We start from the raw sequence: 16,244 nt of genomic DNA, 5'->3' as shown, positions 1-16,244 counted from the left end.
GGAAGAGAGGTGAACACTATTGCATCATGAAGCTCCTATAGTGGACTTTTTAGGATTGAATTTTAACTTATCAAATGTACTGATGATTACAGTGGCAAGTGCTGTTGTTTTCATTATTGCTTTGCTTTCAACCCGTCGATTGGCCATGAAACCAACGGGGATGCAAAATTTCTTCGAATGGATTATGGATTTTGTTAAGAATATCATTAACAGCACGATGGACTGGAAGACAGGCGGAAGATTCCATATTCTTGGATTAACCCTGATCATGTATATCTTTGTTTCAAACATGCTCGGACTTCCGTTCGCAATCACTTATGATCACACTTTATGGTGGAAATCGCCGACAGCCGATCCTGTTATCACATTAACATTAGCGGCAATGGTTGTTGGGCTTTCGCATTATTATGGCGTAAAGCTTAAAGGAGTAGGAGAATACGGCCGTGATTTTATCAGGCCAATGCCTTTCTTGTTCCCATTGAAAATCATTGAAGAGTTTGCAAACACTCTGACGTTGGGACTTCGTCTTTACGGTAATATCTATGCAGGTGAAATCCTGCTGACATTGCTTGTCGGAGGACTGGCTCACGCCGGTGTAGGCGGAATGCTTGCGGCAATCCTGCCGACACTTGTATGGCAAGGATTCTCAATCTTTGTCGGATCTATCCAGGCATTCATTTTCTGTATGTTAACAATGGTTTATATGGCACACAAAGTGAGCCATGACCATTAATATATACCTGTTCATTTCATGGACAAAACATTTTAAACAAATAAATTTTCATACAATTTAAGGAGGAACTCAATAATGGGTCTTTTAGCAGCAGCAATTGCAATCGGTTTAGCAGCACTAGGTGCCGGTATCGGTAACGGTCTTATCGTATCAAAAACAGTTGAAGGTATGGCTCGCCAGCCAGAAGCTCGCGGTATGCTTCAAACTACAATGTTCATCGGGGTTGCGTTAGTAGAGGCTGTTCCGATCATTGGCGTTGTTATCGCGTTCATGGTTATCGGCGGTTAATTAATACTGTACCAATCGTTCTAAATGGCGAAGATCATTCCATGAACCTTCGCCATTCCTTTATGTTTTTTACCGTAAAACTAAATCGGAATCATGCATATGACTCCGTTTCATAAGTGGAACAACTCTTGAAGGGAGTGAATCGAGGGTGTTAACAAACAGTCTAGTTTTAGGCGCTGCAGGCGGCGGTTTTAACGGCGGGGACATTTTGTACCAGCTGATCATGTTCATCATCTTGTTGGCATTGCTGAAAAAATTCGCGTGGGGTCCTTTAATGGGCATTATGCAGCAGCGTGAAGAGCACATTGCCAGTGAAATCCAAGCGGCAGAAGAAAGCCGTACAGAAGCAAAAAAACTTTTAGAAGAGCAAAGAAATCTTTTAAAAGAAGCACGTACAGAAGCACAGGGCCTTATCGAAAATGCGAAGAAACAAGGCGACGTGCAGCGTGAGGAGATCATTGCGGCTGCCCGCACTGAGTCTGAACGCATTAAGGAATCTGCTAAGCTTGAAATCGGGCAGCAGAAAGAACAGGCGGTTGCCGCTATCCGCGAGCAGGTCGCTTCATTGTCTGTCCTAATTGCTTCCAAGGTTATTGAGAAGGAATTAAGCGCAGCTGATCAAGAAAAGCTGATCAATGAATACATTCAAGAGGCAGGAGAAAAGCGATGACGGGCTCCACAGTAGCAAAGCGCTACGCGTTGGCTCTTTTCCAGCTTGCGAATGAACACCAGCTTCTTGACCAAATGGAAGAAGAGCTTCGTGCAGTGAAAGAAGTAGTAACTAATAACTCAGATTTAAAGTCTGTATTGAAATCTCCAAAGCTTTCAATTGAGAAGAAAAAAGAGATTTTAAAAGACGCATTTGCATCTGTGAACACGTTTGTACTAAATACGTTAATGATATTAATTGAACGCCACCGTGAAGATCATATCTCTGATGTGGCAGATCATTTTATAAGCCTTGCGAATGATAAAAAAGGGATTGCGGATGCAAAAGTATACACTGTTCGTCCGCTGACCGATGCAGAGAAGGAAGCATTATCTGTGTCATTTGCAGCTAAGGTTGGAAAAAAATCACTTCGTATTGACAATATAGTTGATACTAACTTGCTCGGCGGCATCAAGCTTCGAATCGGAAACCGGATTTTCGACGGCAGCTTGCGCGGGAAGCTTGAGCGTCTTGAACGTCAATTATTAGGCTAAGATTCGTAGATAGGGGTGAAACTCATGAGCATCAATGCTGAAGAAATCAGTGCGCTGATAAAAAAGCAAATCGAAAACTATCAGTCGGAAATTCAAGTGAGTGATGTAGGTACGGTTATCTCTGTTGGTGACGGTATCGCTCGTGCTCATGGCCTCGACAATGTCATGGCTGGAGAACTTGTTGAATTTTCAAACGGCGTTATGGGTATGGCACAAAACCTTGAAGAAAACAACGTCGGTATTATTATTTTAGGACCATTTACAGAAATCCGTGAAGGCGATGAAGTACGCCGTACGGGCCGCATCATGGAGGTACCGGTTGGTGAAGAACTGATCGGCCGCGTAGTAAACCCTCTTGGACAGCCAGTAGATGGAATGGGACCAATCAACACAACAAAATCACGTCCAATTGAAAGCCCGGCACCAGGTGTTATGGATCGTAAATCTGTACACGAGCCGCTTCAGACAGGGATCAAGGCGATTGACGCGCTTGTGCCAATCGGACGCGGACAGCGTGAGTTAATCATCGGTGACCGTCAAACGGGTAAAACATCCGTTGCAATTGATACTATCCTGAACCAAAAAGATCAGGATATGGTATGTATCTATGTGGCAATCGGACAAAAAGAATCTACTGTTCGTAATGCAGTAGAGACACTTCGTAAGCAAGGTGCCCTAGATTACACGATCGTTGTAACAGCATCTGCATCACAGCCTGCTCCAATGCTATACTTAGCTCCTTACGCTGGTGTAACAATGGGTGAAGAGTTCATGTACAACGGCAAGCACGTTCTTGTTGTGTATGATGACTTAACAAAGCAAGCTTCTGCTTACCGTGAGCTTTCATTGCTATTGCGCCGTCCTCCAGGCCGTGAAGCATATCCAGGGGACGTATTCTACTTGCACAGCCGCTTGCTTGAGCGCGCTGCGAAGCTAAGCGATGCGAAAGGTGCAGGTTCAATCACTGCGCTTCCATTTATCGAAACACAAGCAGGCGACGTTTCTGCTTATATTCCAACAAACGTTATCTCAATCACTGACGGACAAATTTTCCTTCAGTCAGACCTATTCTTCTCCGGTGTACGTCCGGCGATCAACGCAGGTCTTTCTGTATCACGTGTAGGTGGATCTGCACAGATCAAAGCAATGAAAAAGGTTGCAGGTACACTGCGTCTTGACCTTGCTTCATACCGTGAACTTGAATCATTTGCCCAGTTCGGTTCTGATCTTGATAAAGCAACACAGGCTAAACTTAACCGTGGTGCCCGTACAGTAGAGGTTCTAAAGCAGGATCTTAACAAGCCGTTAAAAGTTGAGAAGCAGGTTGCAATCCTTTACGCTCTAACTCGCGGCTTCTTAGATGACATTCCTGTACAGGATATTCGTCGTTTCGAATCTGAATTCCTTTCATGGTTAGACCATAACCGCAAAGATTTGTTAGACCATATCGTGGCTACTAAAGAACTTCCTTCTGATGACGATATGGCATCTGCGATTAACGACTTTAAGAAAACTTTCGCAGTATCCGAATAATGAAGATTGCCTTTAAGGTGGGATATTTGGTTCCCACCCTGGCATCTTAGTTCGGTTCTGACAAACTTGTATAAGGGTGGTGAGAACCTGTGGCATCATTACGCGATATAAAAAATCGTATTACTTCTACGAAGAAAACGAGTCAAATTACAAAAGCAATGCAGATGGTATCAGCTGCGAAAATGAATAAGGCAGAAATGAATGCAAAGTCATTCGTGCCTTACATGGAGAAAATCCAGGAAGTTACGGCATCCATCGCTTTGGGAAGCAAAGATGTATCACATCCAATGCTGACCAGCCGCCCTGTCAAGAAAACTGGTTATCTTGTAATCACGTCTGACCGCGGACTTGCGGGAGCTTATAACAGTAACGTATTGCGAAATGTCTACCAGACAATTCAAAAGCGCCATAAATCACCGGATGAGTATGCAATCATTGCGATCGGACGTGTTGGCCGCGACTTTTTCAAAAAACGCAATATGAACGTCATTCTGGATATCGTTGCGGTTGCAGACCAGCCAGCATTTGCTGAAATCAAAGATATTGCCAGCAAAACAGTTGGCATGTTTGCTGATGAGACATTTGATGAATTATATATGTACTACAGCCATTATGTCAGCGCGATTCAACAGGATGTAACAGAGAAGAAGCTTCTTCCGCTTACGGATATCTCCAGCTCTAAAAAGCTTACATCATATGAGTTTGAACCTTCCGCTGAAGAAATTTTAAAAGTATTGCTGCCTCAATACGCTGAGAGCTTAATCTACGGTGCGCTATTAGACAGTAAGGCAAGTGAGCATGCTGCAAGGATGACAGCGATGCAGAATGCAACGGATAATGCTAAAGATCTTATCAATTCATTAAGCTTAAGCTACAACCGTGCACGTCAGGCAGCCATCACGCAGGAAATTACCGAAATCGTCGGCGGAGCAGCCGCGTTAGAATAAAACGAAAAGCGGAGTTAGCAGGTGAGTTGTTGCCTGCTCTCCATTATGTAAAATGAACGGAGGGAAAAAGATGAACAAAGGACGCGTTCTTCAAGTTATGGGTCCGGTTGTTGACGTAAAGTTCGAAAGCGGCCAGCTACCTGAGATCTATAATGCATTGACTGTTACAAATCCAGCGCGTAACGAATCTGAAGTTGACATCAACTTAACCCTTGAAGTTGCCCTTCATTTAGGTGATGATACAGTCCGTACCATTGCAATGTCTTCTACTGACGGCTTACAGCGCGGAAGTGAAGTTGTTGACACGGGTGCTTCAATCTCTGTACCAGTAGGTGATCTAACACTTGGACGTGTATTCAACGTACTTGGTGAATCAATCGACTTAGATCCTGCAATCCCTGCAGATGCCCGTCGTGATTCTATCCACAGAGAGGCTCCTAAGTTTGAGCAGCTTTCTACTGAAGTAGAAATTCTTGAAACTGGAATTAAGGTAGTAGACCTTCTTGCTCCATACATTAAAGGTGGTAAGATCGGTCTATTCGGTGGTGCCGGTGTAGGTAAAACCGTATTAATCCAGGAATTGATCAATAACATCGCTCAGGAGCACGGCGGTATTTCCGTATTTGCCGGTGTAGGTGAGCGTACTCGTGAAGGTAATGACCTTTATCATGAAATGACAGATTCAGGCGTTATCAAGAAAACAGCGATGGTATTCGGTCAGATGAACGAGCCGCCAGGAGCGCGTATGCGTGTTGCCCTGACTGGTTTGACAATGGCAGAATTCTTCCGTGATGACCAGGGACAGGACGTTCTTTTCTTCATGGATAACATCTTCCGTTTCACACAGGCAGGTTCAGAGGTATCAGCCCTATTAGGCCGTATGCCATCTGCCGTTGGTTACCAGCCGACACTAGCTACTGAAATGGGTAAATTACAGGAACGTATCACATCTACTAACGTAGGTTCTGTTACCTCCATCCAGGCGATTTACGTACCGGCCGATGACTATACGGATCCGGCTCCGGCTACAACTTTCGCCCACTTAGATGCAACAACTAACCTTGAGCGTAAGCTTTCTGAGATGGGTATCTACCCAGCGGTGGATCCGCTCGCTTCCACTTCCCGTGCATTGTCACCGGAAATCGTTGGCGAAGAGCACTACTCAGTTGCACGCCAGGTGCAGCAGACATTACAGCGTTACAGAGAACTTCAGGATATCATCGCGATTCTTGGTATGGACGAGCTTTCTGATGAAGATAAGCTAATCGTAGCACGTGCACGCCGTATCCAGTTCTTCTTGTCACAAAACTTCCACGTTGCTGAGCAGTTTACTGGCCAGCCAGGATCATACGTACCGGTTAAAGAAACAGTTAAAGGCTTCAAAGATATTCTTGAAGGAAAGTATGACCACCTGCCAGAAGATGCATTCCGACTTGTCGGCCGAATCGAAGAAGTTATCGAGAGTGCTAAGAAAATGGGCGTAGAGGTCTAATTCTGGACCAGGAGGGTAAAAAATGAAGACGATTAAAGTCAGTGTTGTTACTCCCGATGGCCCGGTGTATGAATCAGATGTGGAAATGGTAAGCACAAAAGCTCAAAGCGGTGAGCTTGGAATTTTACCTGGACACATTCCAATGGTTGCACCGTTACAAATTGGAGCCGTTCGTTTAAAAAACGGCGGAAAAACTGATTTCGTCGCAGTAAGCGGCGGATTCCTGGAAGTTCGTCCGGAGCAGGTAACGATTTTAGCGCAATCTGCTGAGCAGGCAGATGAGATTGATGTAGAGCGTGCCGTTCGTGCGAAACAGCGTGCTGAACAGCGCTTGAATGAGCAGAAGCGTGAAAACATTGATTTTCGCCGTGCAGAGCTTGCACTTCAGCGTGCAATCAATCGGATCGAAGTTTCGGAAAGAAAGTTCTAATAAAAACATCAGCACCCCTGGCTAAGCTGGGGGTGTTTTTTATAGTAATATTTACCACAGGAATTTTAAGAAAATTGCCCCAAAAAATAGATATATCACTCGAATTCTTTCATATAGGCCTTTACAATAGAAGAGAGTAAACCTTTAAAGGGTTACTCTCTTTTTTAAAGCAATCATGCAATTCTATTTGAACTAAAGGAGGAGCCGCAATGCTGGAGTTTGATACAAATATAGACCAATATGCTACGATCAAAGTCATCGGAGTCGGAGGCGGGGGAAACAACGCTGTAAACAGGATGATTGAACATGGAGTTGAGGGAGTAGAGTTTATTGCTGTTAATACAGATGGACAAGCTCTAAATCAATCAAAGGCAGAAGTAACCATGCAAATCGGTGCTACCTTAACGAGGGGCCTGGGAGCAGGGGCAAATCCTGATGTAGGCAGGAAGGCGGCTGAAGAAAGTGAAAGTCAGCTTCGTGAAGTATTGAAGGGTGCTGACATGGTATTCGTTACTGCCGGAATGGGCGGCGGAACTGGAACTGGTGCTGCTCCTGCCATTGCACGTATTGCCCGTGAAGTAGGCGCTCTGACAATTGGTGTGGTAACCCGCCCCTTCAAGTTCGAAGGCCGCAAGCGTGCAGCCAATGCAGATGCAGGCATTGAGGCAATGAAAAAAGCAGTCGATACGCTAATTATTATTCCAAATGATCGCTTATTAGAGATTATTGATAAGAAAACACCTATGCTTGAAGCGTTTATGGAAGCAGACAATGTCCTCCGCCAGGGTGTTCAGGGCATTTCTGACTTGATTGCCGTTCCTGGTTTAATCAATCTCGATTTTGCCGATGTTAAAACAGTTATGTCCCATAAAGGAACAGCATTGATGGGGATTGGAATTGCTACTGGGGAAGACCGCGCGGCTGAAGCAGCCCGTAAAGCAATATCAAGTCCTTTATTAGAAACGTCCATTAATGGAGCCCGCGGCGTCATCATGAATATTACAGGCGGTGCTAATATCAGCTTATATGAAGTGCAAGAGGCTGCAGACATCGTCGCCTCCGCTTCTGATGAGGAAGTGAATATGATTTTTGGCTCGGTCATTAATGATTCCCTAAAGGAAGAAATACTTGTTACGGTTATTGCGACCGGCTTTAATGAGCAAGAGGAATTACGTGCCAAACCTAGTTCAAGACCAACAGCAGAAAGAGAATATGTTCATACATATCAGTATGCAGAAGAACCAAGCAATCGCCGGCCGGCTAGAGAACATCGGGAACCGGTTCAGGAAGATTACCGGGTGCATGCTGACCCGCAAGAAGAGTCACTTGATACCCCGGCGTTCCTTAGAAACCGAAGAAGACGCTAATACTAAAAACAGGCTGCCTTTTGATGGCAGCCTGTTTTTAGGTGAACTTAATCGAATAGAATTAATGGTTGATATGTTGGTGGGTGAGTGGCTGATAGCCACAATCCAGATTTTATACATGAAGAAAGGACAGGCATAGCCTGTCCTTGTATTATTTCAATACTTTGTCTGGTCATATAGGGTTAACTGATCCAAATTCTTATGCACGGTCATAAGCTTTTTGAGAAGGCTCATGAACTTTTGTTTATCTTCAAAAGGAGTGACGTCTAGTTCTTTTTTTAGCTCATTGCTTTTTTTAACGAGCTCATCGAATTTTTGAATAACTGGGCAGTTGTTTTTAGTCATATGTATTTCTCCTAATTTAGCTCTTAAGATAACTTTATCACAAAATATAATTTCATAGGAAACAGCCATGTTTCATTTATATTAAAAACAAATGGTCTTTTTAACTAATTTAACTATTTTGTTAAATGTGTCAGATTTTGTTGAAACCCGTAGAATAGAATCATATATTATCAACATGTGCTAAGAAAAGCACAAGCGCCTTGCCCACGAAGGAACGCAGACTGGGAACGGCCACGTCCTGTGGCAACTTCTGCATGACCCCTAGCCCCTGGGAGCCGCAGCTAGACAAGCTTTGACTTCGAGGGGGCAGGCGCTCCTCCTAATTTTAGTTCCGCGATGATGATGCTGTCGAAGCGTTCCTTTTGGAGCTAGACAGGTAGCGACATTGAAAATTATATATTTTGTTTTTTATAAAAGACAAGGTTTAAGAAAACCAGGGGGTGATATCCTTGTCGACTGTATTATTTGGAACGATAGAATATTATGAAAGAGAGTTAATCAGCTATTTTACACATAATCATATAAGCAATAAGGATGATGCAACCATGAAAATATTCATCATGCTTGAAGCGGAGATTTTTAATGTATTTTTATTTGACGAAGCGATTCGGATAAAATGTATGCAAAATCTATTAAAAGCATTTTGCCGGGTGTCTGAAACATACTTGGTTAAAAAGCTGCCATATAATGAATAACATAATTAAGAGGTCCCTGTGTGAGAGACCTCTTCGTTAATAGCATTTAATTCAGAATCGTAACTTTTACCTCTTTTCTTCCCCATTGCATGGCATCTGGTGTGGCAGGAATAAACACATCAATTTCATTTCCTTTAATTCCCCCGCCAATATCCTCGGCAGTAGCATAGCCATATCCATCTACAAATACTTTAGAACCCAAAGGAATTACGTCCGGATCCACCGCAATAACTTTTGCATCAGGGTTATCAATAAGATTTACTCCTGTTTTAGTAATGCCGATGCATCCTTCACAGCTGGCTGTATAGGCAGTTGCAGTGACAGTCAGACTTTTGCCTGCTTCAGCTGCAGGCTGTTCTGTGTTAGCGGCTTTTACAACTGTTTTAGATTTTGTTTCCTTCACAGAGCCATTTTTATAGATGATAAGCTCTAAACCAGGATTAATAACGTCTGAGTTCAGCTGATTCCATTTTTTGAGATTATGTACATTTATACCGTATGTTTTGGCAATATTCCATAGAGTATCTCCGGATTTTACTATGTATATTTCTTCAGGTGAAACATCGAGTTTATCATTTGGATGAATCAAATCCCCGGTTAGACCATTCCAATTTTTAATATCCTGAACGGATACTTCATGTTTTTGTGCTATGGACCACAGGGTATCCCCTTTGTTTACAGTTACTTCTTCTGCATATGCGCTCGCACCTGCTGTACTCCAGATGGTTATAGCTGCGAGCAGATAATAAAAATACTTTTTCATATTAAGCCTCCTAATAGCTTGGTTGACAATTTCTATGCTAGCACAGAAAATTCTGAGAAAAAGAACAGGGGAGTTATAGTTTAATTACGCACATTTCAGGAAATTAACGAAGAATTGGCAAACTATAATAATGTTCATAATAGATGAATAAAAAGCATCAGAAATAGTCATATTTGATACATTTAATCCTTAAGATGGTTTAAATAGAAACTTTTGTAAGTAGTTTATATTCCAATATGTCAGTGCTGTATTCTGGTAGAACGGGAAATGACCGAAAAACTCAAGGAACCATGAATACAAAAAACTTAGGCTTAAAATGAAAAACCCTTTTAAGGTGTTAGATATCTCACTGACAAAGCAGGAAGTTTAACTTTTAATGGTAGAAGAATATAAAAGAAGAATTAATGGATATTGACTGGGGGCAAGCTCATATAATCTGGAGAAGGTGTTAAACCAGCTGGGAACTGCGTATGGAAATTCTCTTTCTGGTATCCGATTTTGGGCATAGATAGAATTTCCAATAATAGTCTGAGGTTGTGTCGACACATGGGGGAGTAGGGTGTATAATGGTTACGGTTACATGTTTAAATGTTGTGAAAATTTTCAGCATTGGAGGGGATGGGCATGGAGCTTTGGAATTTATATCAGAATAACTATTTGATAGTTTTTGTGTTTTTGTGCCTGGGAGTTATACTGCCTGTGGTGGCTTTGTTTTTGGGAAAGCTTTTGCGGCCCTATAAGCCATATGATACGAAGTATACCACATATGAGAGCGGGATTGAGCCATTCCATGATTCGAGGGTGCAGTTCAATGTCCGCTATTATATTTTTGCCCTGATGTTTGTCATTTTTGATGTAGAGACGGTATTTTTGTATCCATGGGCTGTGGCCTATGAGAAACTTGGTATTTTTGCATTGATTGAGATGCTGATTTTTGTATTTATGCTAGTAATTGGTCTTGTTTATGCATGGAAAAAGAAGGTGCTGAAATGGATTTAAAGCTGGATAATATTACACCAGAAGAAATGGAAGAACTGCAGCGTAATGTGTTTATGGCAACTTTGGAACAGATTAAAGCGTGGGCGCGGAGTAATTCATTGTGGCCAATGACCTTCGGGCTTGCTTGTTGTGCCATTGAAATGATGGGTGTTGGTTCATCGCATTACGATTTGGACCGTTTCGGATCTTTTTTCCGTACATCTCCCCGTCAGTCTGATGTCATGATTGTTTCAGGTACAGTAACAAAGAAAATGGCGCCAATTGTCCGCCGTCTTTACGATCAGATGCCTGAACCAAAATGGGTAATTGCAATGGGTTCCTGTGCAACAGCGGGAGGGCCATATGTTAAATCTTATTCAGTTGTAAAAGGGGTCGACCAGATTGTCCCTGTTGATGTATACATACCAGGATGCCCGCCGAACCCGGCAGCATTGATTTATGGAATTAATAAGCTAAAAGAAAAAATCCGTTATGAGGCTAAGACTGGAAAGAAGGTGATCTAACCTATGAGCGGAGAAAAAGATCTTGAACAGCTGAAAAAAGAAGCGGCAGCTAAAGCGAAGGCTGCAGCACTGGCTAAAATGAAGGCGAAAGAGCAGGGCGAAGCGAAGGAAGAATCACCTGCAGAAGATATGGACATTGCCAAGCAAAAAGCTGCCGCAGCCGCGAAGGCAAAGGCTGCAGCACTAGCAAAGATGAAAGCGAAAGAGCAGAACGAAGCGAAGGAAGAATCACCTGCAGAAGATATGGACATTGCCAAGCAAAAAGCCGCCGCAGCCGCGAAGGCAAAGGCTGCAGCACTAGCAAAGATGAAAGCGAAAGAGCAGAGCGAAGCGAAGGAAGAATCACCTGCAGAAGATATGGACATTGCCAAGCAAAAAGCCGCCGCAGCCGCGAAGGCAAAGGCTGCAGCACTGGCTAAAATGAAGGCGAAAGAGCAGGGCGAAGCGAAGGAAGAATCACCTGCAGAAGATATGGACATTGCCAAGCAAAAAGCCGCCGCAGCCGCGAAGGCAAAGGCCGCCGCAGCAGCTAAGGCGAAAGCCGCTGCTCAAGCAAAACAAGCTGGCGGGGATGACGAAAAAGCAAAAGCCATTGCAGCCGCAAAGGCGAAAGCCGCCGCAAAAGCAAAATTAGCTGCTTCAGGTAAAGCTGGCGGGTCTGGAGATGATGAAAAGGCCAAGGCAATCGCAGCCGCAAAAGCAAAGGCCGCCGCAGCTGCAGCCGCAAAGGCAAAAGCTGCCGGAAGCAAGGCAGACACCGAACCAGCTGCAGAAAAAGCGCCATCCGTTAATCAGCCTTATCTTGATAAATATGTGAAGGTAATTGAAGAGAATCTTGGTGCTGACGTTCTTGAAGAGTACTATATTAATGACCTTTCCAAGGATGTGCCGACTTTGGTTGCCAAGGCTGAATCATATTTTAAATTAGCAGAATTTCTGAAATATAATGAACAGCTTGGTTTTGATTATCTATCAGAACTTCATGGCACTGATTTTGAGACGCATATGGAAGTGTATGCACACTTATACTCATACAAAAAGCGCCAATCTGTTGCGCTTAAGGTTAAAATTGACCGTGATAAGCCGGAAATCGATTCTCTGCAGCCGTTATGGGCGGGAGCGGATTGGCCGGAATGTGAAACATATGATTTGCTGGGCATTCAGTTTAAGGGCCACCCTAATTTATATCGGATTATGCTTGGGGAAGACTGGATCGGGCATCCGCTGCGCAAAGACTATGAACCGTACGATGTGGAGGTGTAACCAGTGCTGCGAACCGAAGAAATGCTTTTGAATGTTGGACCTCAGCATCCAAGTACGCACGGTGTTTTCCGCCTTGTTCTGAAAATTGATGGTGAGATCATCAAAGAGGCGAAACCGGTCATCGGCTATCTGCACCGTGGAACGGAGAAATTGGCTGAAGACCTGCAGTATACGCAAATTATTCCTTATACAGACAGAATGGATTATCTTGCCGCCATGACGAATAACTATATCCTTGTCCATGCCGTTGAAACGATGATGGATCTTAAAATTCCGGATCGGGCCGAATATCTGCGGGTAATTACCATGGAACTTGGCCGGATTGCCAGTCATCTCGTATGGTGGGGTACCTATTTGCTGGATATTGGAGCGACAAGCCCATTCCTGTATGCTTTCAGAGAACGTGAAATGATTATCAATATGCTGAATGAGATATCCGGGGGCCGCTTAACGTTTAACTATATGCGTGTCGGCGGTGTAAAATGGGATGCTCCTGAAGGCTGGATTGATAAAGTAAGAGAGTTTGTTCCCTATATGCGTGAACAGCTGAAAGGCTATCATCAGCTTGTAACAGGAAATGAAATTTTCATGAACCGTGTCAAAGGGGTAGGAAAGTATACGAAAGAGGAAGCTTTAAACTACTCGCTCAGCGGTGCAAATCTTCGCTGCACAGGCGTGAAATGGGACCTCCGGAAAGATGAGCCATATTCCATCTATGACCGCTTCGATTTCGATGTTGCCGTGCAGGACGGAGGGGACGCATGGGCCCGCTATCATGTGCGCATGAAGGAAATTGAAGAATCATTAAAGATCCTTGAACAGGCTGTTGAACAATTCCCTTCAGAAGGCGATATTCTGGCAAAAGTGCCAAAAATCATTAAAGCGCCGAAAGGGGAAGCGTTTGTAAGAATCGAGTCTCCGCGGGGAGAGATCGGCTGCTATATTGCGAGTGATGGAAAGAAAGAGCCATACCGGTTAAAATTCCGGAGGCCATCATTCTATAATCTTCAAATTCTCCCAAAATTGCTTGAAGGCGAAAACATTGCGAACTTGATTGCTATTTTAGGGGCAATTGATATTGTCCTTGGGGAGGTGGACGGATAATGGTAGAAGAACTTCTTTATTCCGAAGCAGGTCTGCTTAATTTCGGTATTTTCTTCTTGCTTGCCACCGTTTTGCTTTTAGTCGTTTTGGGATTTGTTACTTACGCCATCCTGGCAGAACGTAAAGTCATGGGGTTTATGCAGCTGCGCCATGGCCCGAATCAGGTCGGCGGACGCTGGGGGCTGCTTCAGACCGTTGCTGATGTATTGAAGCTTTTATTAAAAGAAGACACCATTCCTAAACTTGCAGACAGGCCGCTGTTCATTCTTGCACCGGTCATTGCGTTTGCACCGGCATTCATGGTGCTGGCAACGATTCCTTTTACAGATAAACTTCAGTTTGCTGATATTGGAGTTGGATTGCTGTATTACATTGCCATTTCCGGGCTGACAACAGTCGGTATTGTCACCGGAGCATGGGCTTCCAATAATAAATATGCCCTGCTTGGAGGGATGCGTGCTGCGGCCCAGATGATTTCTTATGAGATTCCGCTCGTTATGTCTGTATTAGGCATTATCCTTTTAACAGGCAGCTTAAACCTCAATGAGATCGTAGAAGCGCAAAAAAATGGCTGGTTCATCATTTGGCAGCCAATTGCTTTCACCGTATTCCTGATTGCTTCGACAGCAGAGCTGAACCGTGTTCCATTTGACTTGCCTGAAGCGGAATCAGAGCTGGTCGCAGGTTTCCATGTTGAATATTCCGGCTTCCGCTGGGCGTTCTTCATGCTTGCGGAATATGTATATTTCTTTGCAATGGCTTCGTTGACAACCGTATTATTCCTTGGCGGGTGGCTGCCGCTTCCATTCCTGGATTTCATTCCAGGTGCCGTTTGGTTTGCGCTTAAGTTTACGGCTGTAATCTTTATCCTGGTTTGGTTTCGTGTCACATTCCCGCGCCTTCGTGCAGACCAGCTCATGGAATTTGGCTGGAAGGTTCTGCTGCCGGTAGCGCTTGCGAATATCTTCTTAACAGCTTTGCTGAAAGAATGGCTGAATATATTTTAATTGAGAACCGGCATCATAAAACTTCGGGAACTGTCCAGCTCCACAAGGAACGGTTCGAGAGCATCCTCATCGCAGGACTAAAAGCGTTAGCTTTTAGGAGGAGCGCCTGCCCCCTCGAGGTGTCGGGGGTGGGCAAGGCACTTCCGCATTTCTAAAATTGTCCAGCTCCAGGCGCCATCGGCTCGTCTTATGCTTGTCGCCGATAAGCGCGCGCTTTACGCATTTCTTAACAAGGGGTGAAAAAACATGCTTGGTTTAGCGAAAGGATTATCGTATACCCTAAAAAACCTGACACGCAAAAAGGTAACCTATGACTATCCGAATGAACCGCTTCCTCTACCGGACCGGTTCAGGGGAATTCAAAAGTTTTATCCTGAAAAATGCATCGTGTGCAATCAGTGTGCAAATATTTGTCCAACCGATTGTATCCAGCTGACAGGCAAAAAGCATCCGGACCCGGCCAAAAAGGGAAAAATCATTGATACCTATGATATCAATTTCGAAATTTGCATCCTTTGCGACTTGTGCACAGAGGTCTGCCCAACCGAAGCGATTATCATGACCAATAATTTTGAACTGGCGGAATATAGCCGGGATGAGCTGTTTAAAAACCTTGAATGGCTTGATGAAAATGATGAAAATATACGGAAGGTGAATAAAGCATGACGTTATCAGGTGAGTTTTTAGCGTTTATGTCTCTAGCTTTAGTTGCGGTCATCGGCGGCGTGCTTTTATTAAACTTAACCAAAGTCGTGCATATGGTTGTCGCTCTGGTATTTACATTTGTAAGCATTGCCGGTATTTACGTGCTGCTTTCAGCTGAATTCCTGGCTGCAGTTCAGATCTTAATTTACTCTGGTGCCATCACCATCATCATGCTGTTCGGAATCATGCTGACCCGCCATAATGATACAAGCGAGCCGAAAACAGGCCGCTGGCGAAAGCTGTTATTATTCCTGGGTGTGCTTGGCTTTGCTTTCGCAGTGTACATCGGGATATACAACCTCGATTTGCCGGCAGCGCCGAATGACCTTCATGTCAATAATACAGAGCAAATCGGAATTGAGCTTTACTCAAAATTCATCATTCCATTTGAAGTAACATCTGTTCTATTATTGGTCGCTTTAATTGGTTCTATTGTTTTGGCCAAAAAGGATGATGAGAAGGAGGCGGAAAAGGAATGAGTACAGTTCCCGTTCAAGCCTACCTGGCATTGGCTTTAATTCTCTTCTGCATCGGGCTGTATGGTGCCTTGACAAAGCGCAATACCGTAATTGTCCTGATCTCGATCGAACTGATGCTGAATGCGGTCAATATTAATCTGGTGGCATTCAGCAAATACGGCATTATGCCATCCATAACAGGTCAGATATTTGCTTTGTTTACAATCACAGTTGCAGCAGCAGAAGCAGCAGTTGGCCTGGCGATATTAATTGCCCTGTACCGTAATAAAAAGAGCGTTAACATTGATGAAATGGATGCAATGAAACACTAAAGAGACCTTGAAAAATGCAGCCGGACTGGCTGAGAATAGAGAGTAGTGAAGGCTGCCATAAATGGCGCCGCCTTTAT

The 16,244-nt window shown here is 43.9% G+C and carries 20 protein-coding genes; 18 read left to right on the top strand and 2 right to left on the bottom strand.

The window, feature by feature from the left end; translation table 11 throughout:
• Positions 1–19 precede the first annotated feature (19 nt).
• The 9 genes from atpB to ftsZ all read left to right on the top strand — a co-directional run bounded on the left by atpB (position 20) and on the right by ftsZ (position 7,993).
• The gene (atpB, locus tag DFO72_RS14355; protein WP_113882338.1) at positions 20–733 is read left to right on the top strand and encodes a F0F1 ATP synthase subunit A; all 714 of its coding nucleotides are present in this window, start codon (positions 20–22) and stop codon (positions 731–733) included.
• Between the two features lie 75 nt (positions 734–808).
• Complete coding sequence (atpE, locus tag DFO72_RS14350) at positions 809–1,021, top strand: F0F1 ATP synthase subunit C (protein WP_009332220.1); 213 nt, start codon at positions 809–811, stop codon at positions 1,019–1,021.
• 148 nt (positions 1,022–1,169) lie between these two features.
• Entirely contained in the window at positions 1,170–1,691 is a 522-nt protein-coding gene (locus tag DFO72_RS14345) for a F0F1 ATP synthase subunit B (protein WP_113882337.1), read from the top strand.
• Positions 1,688–2,224, top strand: a complete 537-nt coding sequence (locus DFO72_RS14340; protein ID WP_113882336.1) for a F0F1 ATP synthase subunit delta — start codon at positions 1,688–1,690, stop codon at positions 2,222–2,224. The genes DFO72_RS14345 and DFO72_RS14340 overlap by 4 nt, the downstream gene beginning before the upstream one ends.
• Before the next feature lie 24 nt (positions 2,225–2,248).
• Positions 2,249–3,757, top strand: a complete 1,509-nt coding sequence (gene atpA, locus DFO72_RS14335) for a F0F1 ATP synthase subunit alpha (RefSeq protein WP_113882335.1) — start codon at positions 2,249–2,251, stop codon at positions 3,755–3,757.
• A gap of 89 nt (positions 3,758–3,846) precedes the next feature.
• Complete coding sequence (locus DFO72_RS14330; protein ID WP_009332212.1) at positions 3,847–4,704, top strand: F0F1 ATP synthase subunit gamma; 858 nt, start codon at positions 3,847–3,849, stop codon at positions 4,702–4,704.
• A 70-nt stretch (positions 4,705–4,774) separates the two neighbouring features.
• Entirely contained in the window at positions 4,775–6,196 is a 1,422-nt protein-coding gene (gene atpD / locus DFO72_RS14325) for a F0F1 ATP synthase subunit beta (protein ID WP_113882334.1), read from the top strand.
• Between the two features lie 22 nt (positions 6,197–6,218).
• On the top strand, positions 6,219–6,626 hold the full coding sequence (locus DFO72_RS14320; protein ID WP_035327916.1) for a F0F1 ATP synthase subunit epsilon: 408 nt from the start codon (positions 6,219–6,221) through the stop codon (positions 6,624–6,626).
• Between the two features lie 209 nt (positions 6,627–6,835).
• The gene (ftsZ, locus tag DFO72_RS14315; protein WP_113882333.1) at positions 6,836–7,993 is read left to right on the top strand and encodes a cell division protein FtsZ; all 1,158 of its coding nucleotides are present in this window, start codon (positions 6,836–6,838) and stop codon (positions 7,991–7,993) included.
• Positions 7,994–8,149: 156 nt separating this feature from the next.
• Here the strand turns inward: ftsZ and DFO72_RS14310 are convergent, their stop codons facing one another.
• Positions 8,150–8,338, bottom strand: coding sequence for a hypothetical protein (locus DFO72_RS14310; protein ID WP_009332207.1), 189 nt, complete (start codon positions 8,336–8,338; stop codon positions 8,150–8,152).
• Between the two features lie 449 nt (positions 8,339–8,787).
• On the opposite strand from DFO72_RS14310, the gene DFO72_RS14305 reads away from it, so the two are divergent.
• Positions 8,788–9,033 (top strand): hypothetical protein, encoded by a 246-nt coding sequence (locus tag DFO72_RS14305; RefSeq protein WP_113882332.1) that lies wholly within the window; start codon positions 8,788–8,790, stop codon positions 9,031–9,033.
• A 46-nt stretch (positions 9,034–9,079) separates the two neighbouring features.
• On the opposite strand, the gene DFO72_RS14300 is transcribed toward DFO72_RS14305, so the two are convergent.
• Positions 9,080–9,796: a LysM peptidoglycan-binding and 3D domain-containing protein gene (locus DFO72_RS14300; protein ID WP_113882331.1), complete on the bottom strand. Its 717-nt coding sequence runs from the start codon at positions 9,794–9,796 to the stop codon at positions 9,080–9,082.
• Positions 9,797–10,420: 624 nt separating this feature from the next.
• Between DFO72_RS14300 and DFO72_RS14295 the strand changes: the two genes are divergently transcribed.
• The 8 genes from DFO72_RS14295 to nuoK all read left to right on the top strand — a co-directional run bounded on the left by DFO72_RS14295 (position 10,421) and on the right by nuoK (position 16,167).
• The gene (locus DFO72_RS14295; RefSeq protein ID WP_113882330.1) at positions 10,421–10,795 is read left to right on the top strand and encodes an NADH-quinone oxidoreductase subunit A; all 375 of its coding nucleotides are present in this window, start codon (positions 10,421–10,423) and stop codon (positions 10,793–10,795) included.
• Positions 10,786–11,298, top strand: a complete 513-nt coding sequence (locus tag DFO72_RS14290; protein ID WP_035327895.1) for a NuoB/complex I 20 kDa subunit family protein — start codon at positions 10,786–10,788, stop codon at positions 11,296–11,298. Before DFO72_RS14295 ends, DFO72_RS14290 begins: the two co-directional genes overlap by 10 nt.
• 3 nt (positions 11,299–11,301) lie before the next feature.
• A complete protein-coding gene (locus tag DFO72_RS14285; RefSeq protein WP_134177260.1) occupies positions 11,302–12,561 on the top strand; it encodes an NADH-quinone oxidoreductase subunit C in 1,260 nt (419 codons plus the stop codon).
• Between the two features lie 3 nt (positions 12,562–12,564).
• Entirely contained in the window at positions 12,565–13,665 is a 1,101-nt protein-coding gene (locus tag DFO72_RS14280) for an NADH-quinone oxidoreductase subunit D (protein ID WP_113882329.1), read from the top strand.
• A complete protein-coding gene (gene nuoH / locus DFO72_RS14275; RefSeq protein WP_113882328.1) occupies positions 13,665–14,672 on the top strand; it encodes an NADH-quinone oxidoreductase subunit NuoH in 1,008 nt (335 codons plus the stop codon). Before DFO72_RS14280 ends, nuoH begins: the two co-directional genes overlap by 1 nt.
• Positions 14,673–14,918: 246 nt before the next feature.
• Positions 14,919–15,338, top strand: coding sequence for an NADH-quinone oxidoreductase subunit NuoI (nuoI, locus tag DFO72_RS14270; RefSeq protein WP_009332200.1), 420 nt, complete (start codon positions 14,919–14,921; stop codon positions 15,336–15,338).
• Positions 15,335–15,856: an NADH-quinone oxidoreductase subunit J gene (locus DFO72_RS14265; protein WP_113882327.1), complete on the top strand. Its 522-nt coding sequence runs from the start codon at positions 15,335–15,337 to the stop codon at positions 15,854–15,856. Before nuoI ends, DFO72_RS14265 begins: the two co-directional genes overlap by 4 nt.
• The gene (nuoK, locus tag DFO72_RS14260) at positions 15,853–16,167 is read left to right on the top strand and encodes an NADH-quinone oxidoreductase subunit NuoK (RefSeq protein ID WP_009332198.1); all 315 of its coding nucleotides are present in this window, start codon (positions 15,853–15,855) and stop codon (positions 16,165–16,167) included. The genes DFO72_RS14265 and nuoK overlap by 4 nt, the downstream gene beginning before the upstream one ends.
• Positions 16,168–16,244: the final 77 nt, after the last annotated feature.

Origin of the sequence: Cytobacillus oceanisediminis (genome assembly GCF_004366035.1) — a bacterium.
In the GTDB taxonomy this organism is placed as follows: domain Bacteria; phylum Bacillota; class Bacilli; order Bacillales; family Cytobacillaceae; genus Cytobacillus; species Cytobacillus oceanisediminis_C.
The sequence above is the reverse complement of the archived record's forward strand: the minus strand, read 5'-3'. Positions and strand labels throughout refer to the sequence as shown.

Coding starts and splice junctions, on each gene's coding strand:
- atpE (WP_009332220.1), top strand. CDS start 809: ATGGGTCTTTTAGCAGCAGCAATTGCAATCGGTTTAGCAGCACTAGGT.
- DFO72_RS14295 (WP_113882330.1), top strand. CDS start 10,421: ATGGAGCTTTGGAATTTATATCAGAATAACTATTTGATAGTTTTTGTG.
- DFO72_RS14320 (WP_035327916.1), top strand. CDS start 6,219: ATGAAGACGATTAAAGTCAGTGTTGTTACTCCCGATGGCCCGGTGTAT.
- DFO72_RS14265 (WP_113882327.1), top strand. CDS start 15,335: ATGACGTTATCAGGTGAGTTTTTAGCGTTTATGTCTCTAGCTTTAGTT.
- atpD (WP_113882334.1), top strand. CDS start 4,775: ATGAACAAAGGACGCGTTCTTCAAGTTATGGGTCCGGTTGTTGACGTA.
- nuoH (WP_113882328.1), top strand. CDS start 13,665: ATGGTAGAAGAACTTCTTTATTCCGAAGCAGGTCTGCTTAATTTCGGT.
- ftsZ (WP_113882333.1), top strand. CDS start 6,836: ATGCTGGAGTTTGATACAAATATAGACCAATATGCTACGATCAAAGTC.
- atpA (WP_113882335.1), top strand. CDS start 2,249: ATGAGCATCAATGCTGAAGAAATCAGTGCGCTGATAAAAAAGCAAATC.
- nuoK (WP_009332198.1), top strand. CDS start 15,853: ATGAGTACAGTTCCCGTTCAAGCCTACCTGGCATTGGCTTTAATTCTC.
- DFO72_RS14290 (WP_035327895.1), top strand. CDS start 10,786: ATGGATTTAAAGCTGGATAATATTACACCAGAAGAAATGGAAGAACTG.
- DFO72_RS14310 (WP_009332207.1), bottom strand. CDS start 8,338: ATGACTAAAAACAACTGCCCAGTTATTCAAAAATTCGATGAGCTCGTT.
- DFO72_RS14340 (WP_113882336.1), top strand. CDS start 1,688: ATGACGGGCTCCACAGTAGCAAAGCGCTACGCGTTGGCTCTTTTCCAG.
- nuoI (WP_009332200.1), top strand. CDS start 14,919: ATGCTTGGTTTAGCGAAAGGATTATCGTATACCCTAAAAAACCTGACA.
- DFO72_RS14300 (WP_113882331.1), bottom strand. CDS start 9,796: ATGAAAAAGTATTTTTATTATCTGCTCGCAGCTATAACCATCTGGAGT.
- DFO72_RS14285 (WP_134177260.1), top strand. CDS start 11,302: ATGAGCGGAGAAAAAGATCTTGAACAGCTGAAAAAAGAAGCGGCAGCT.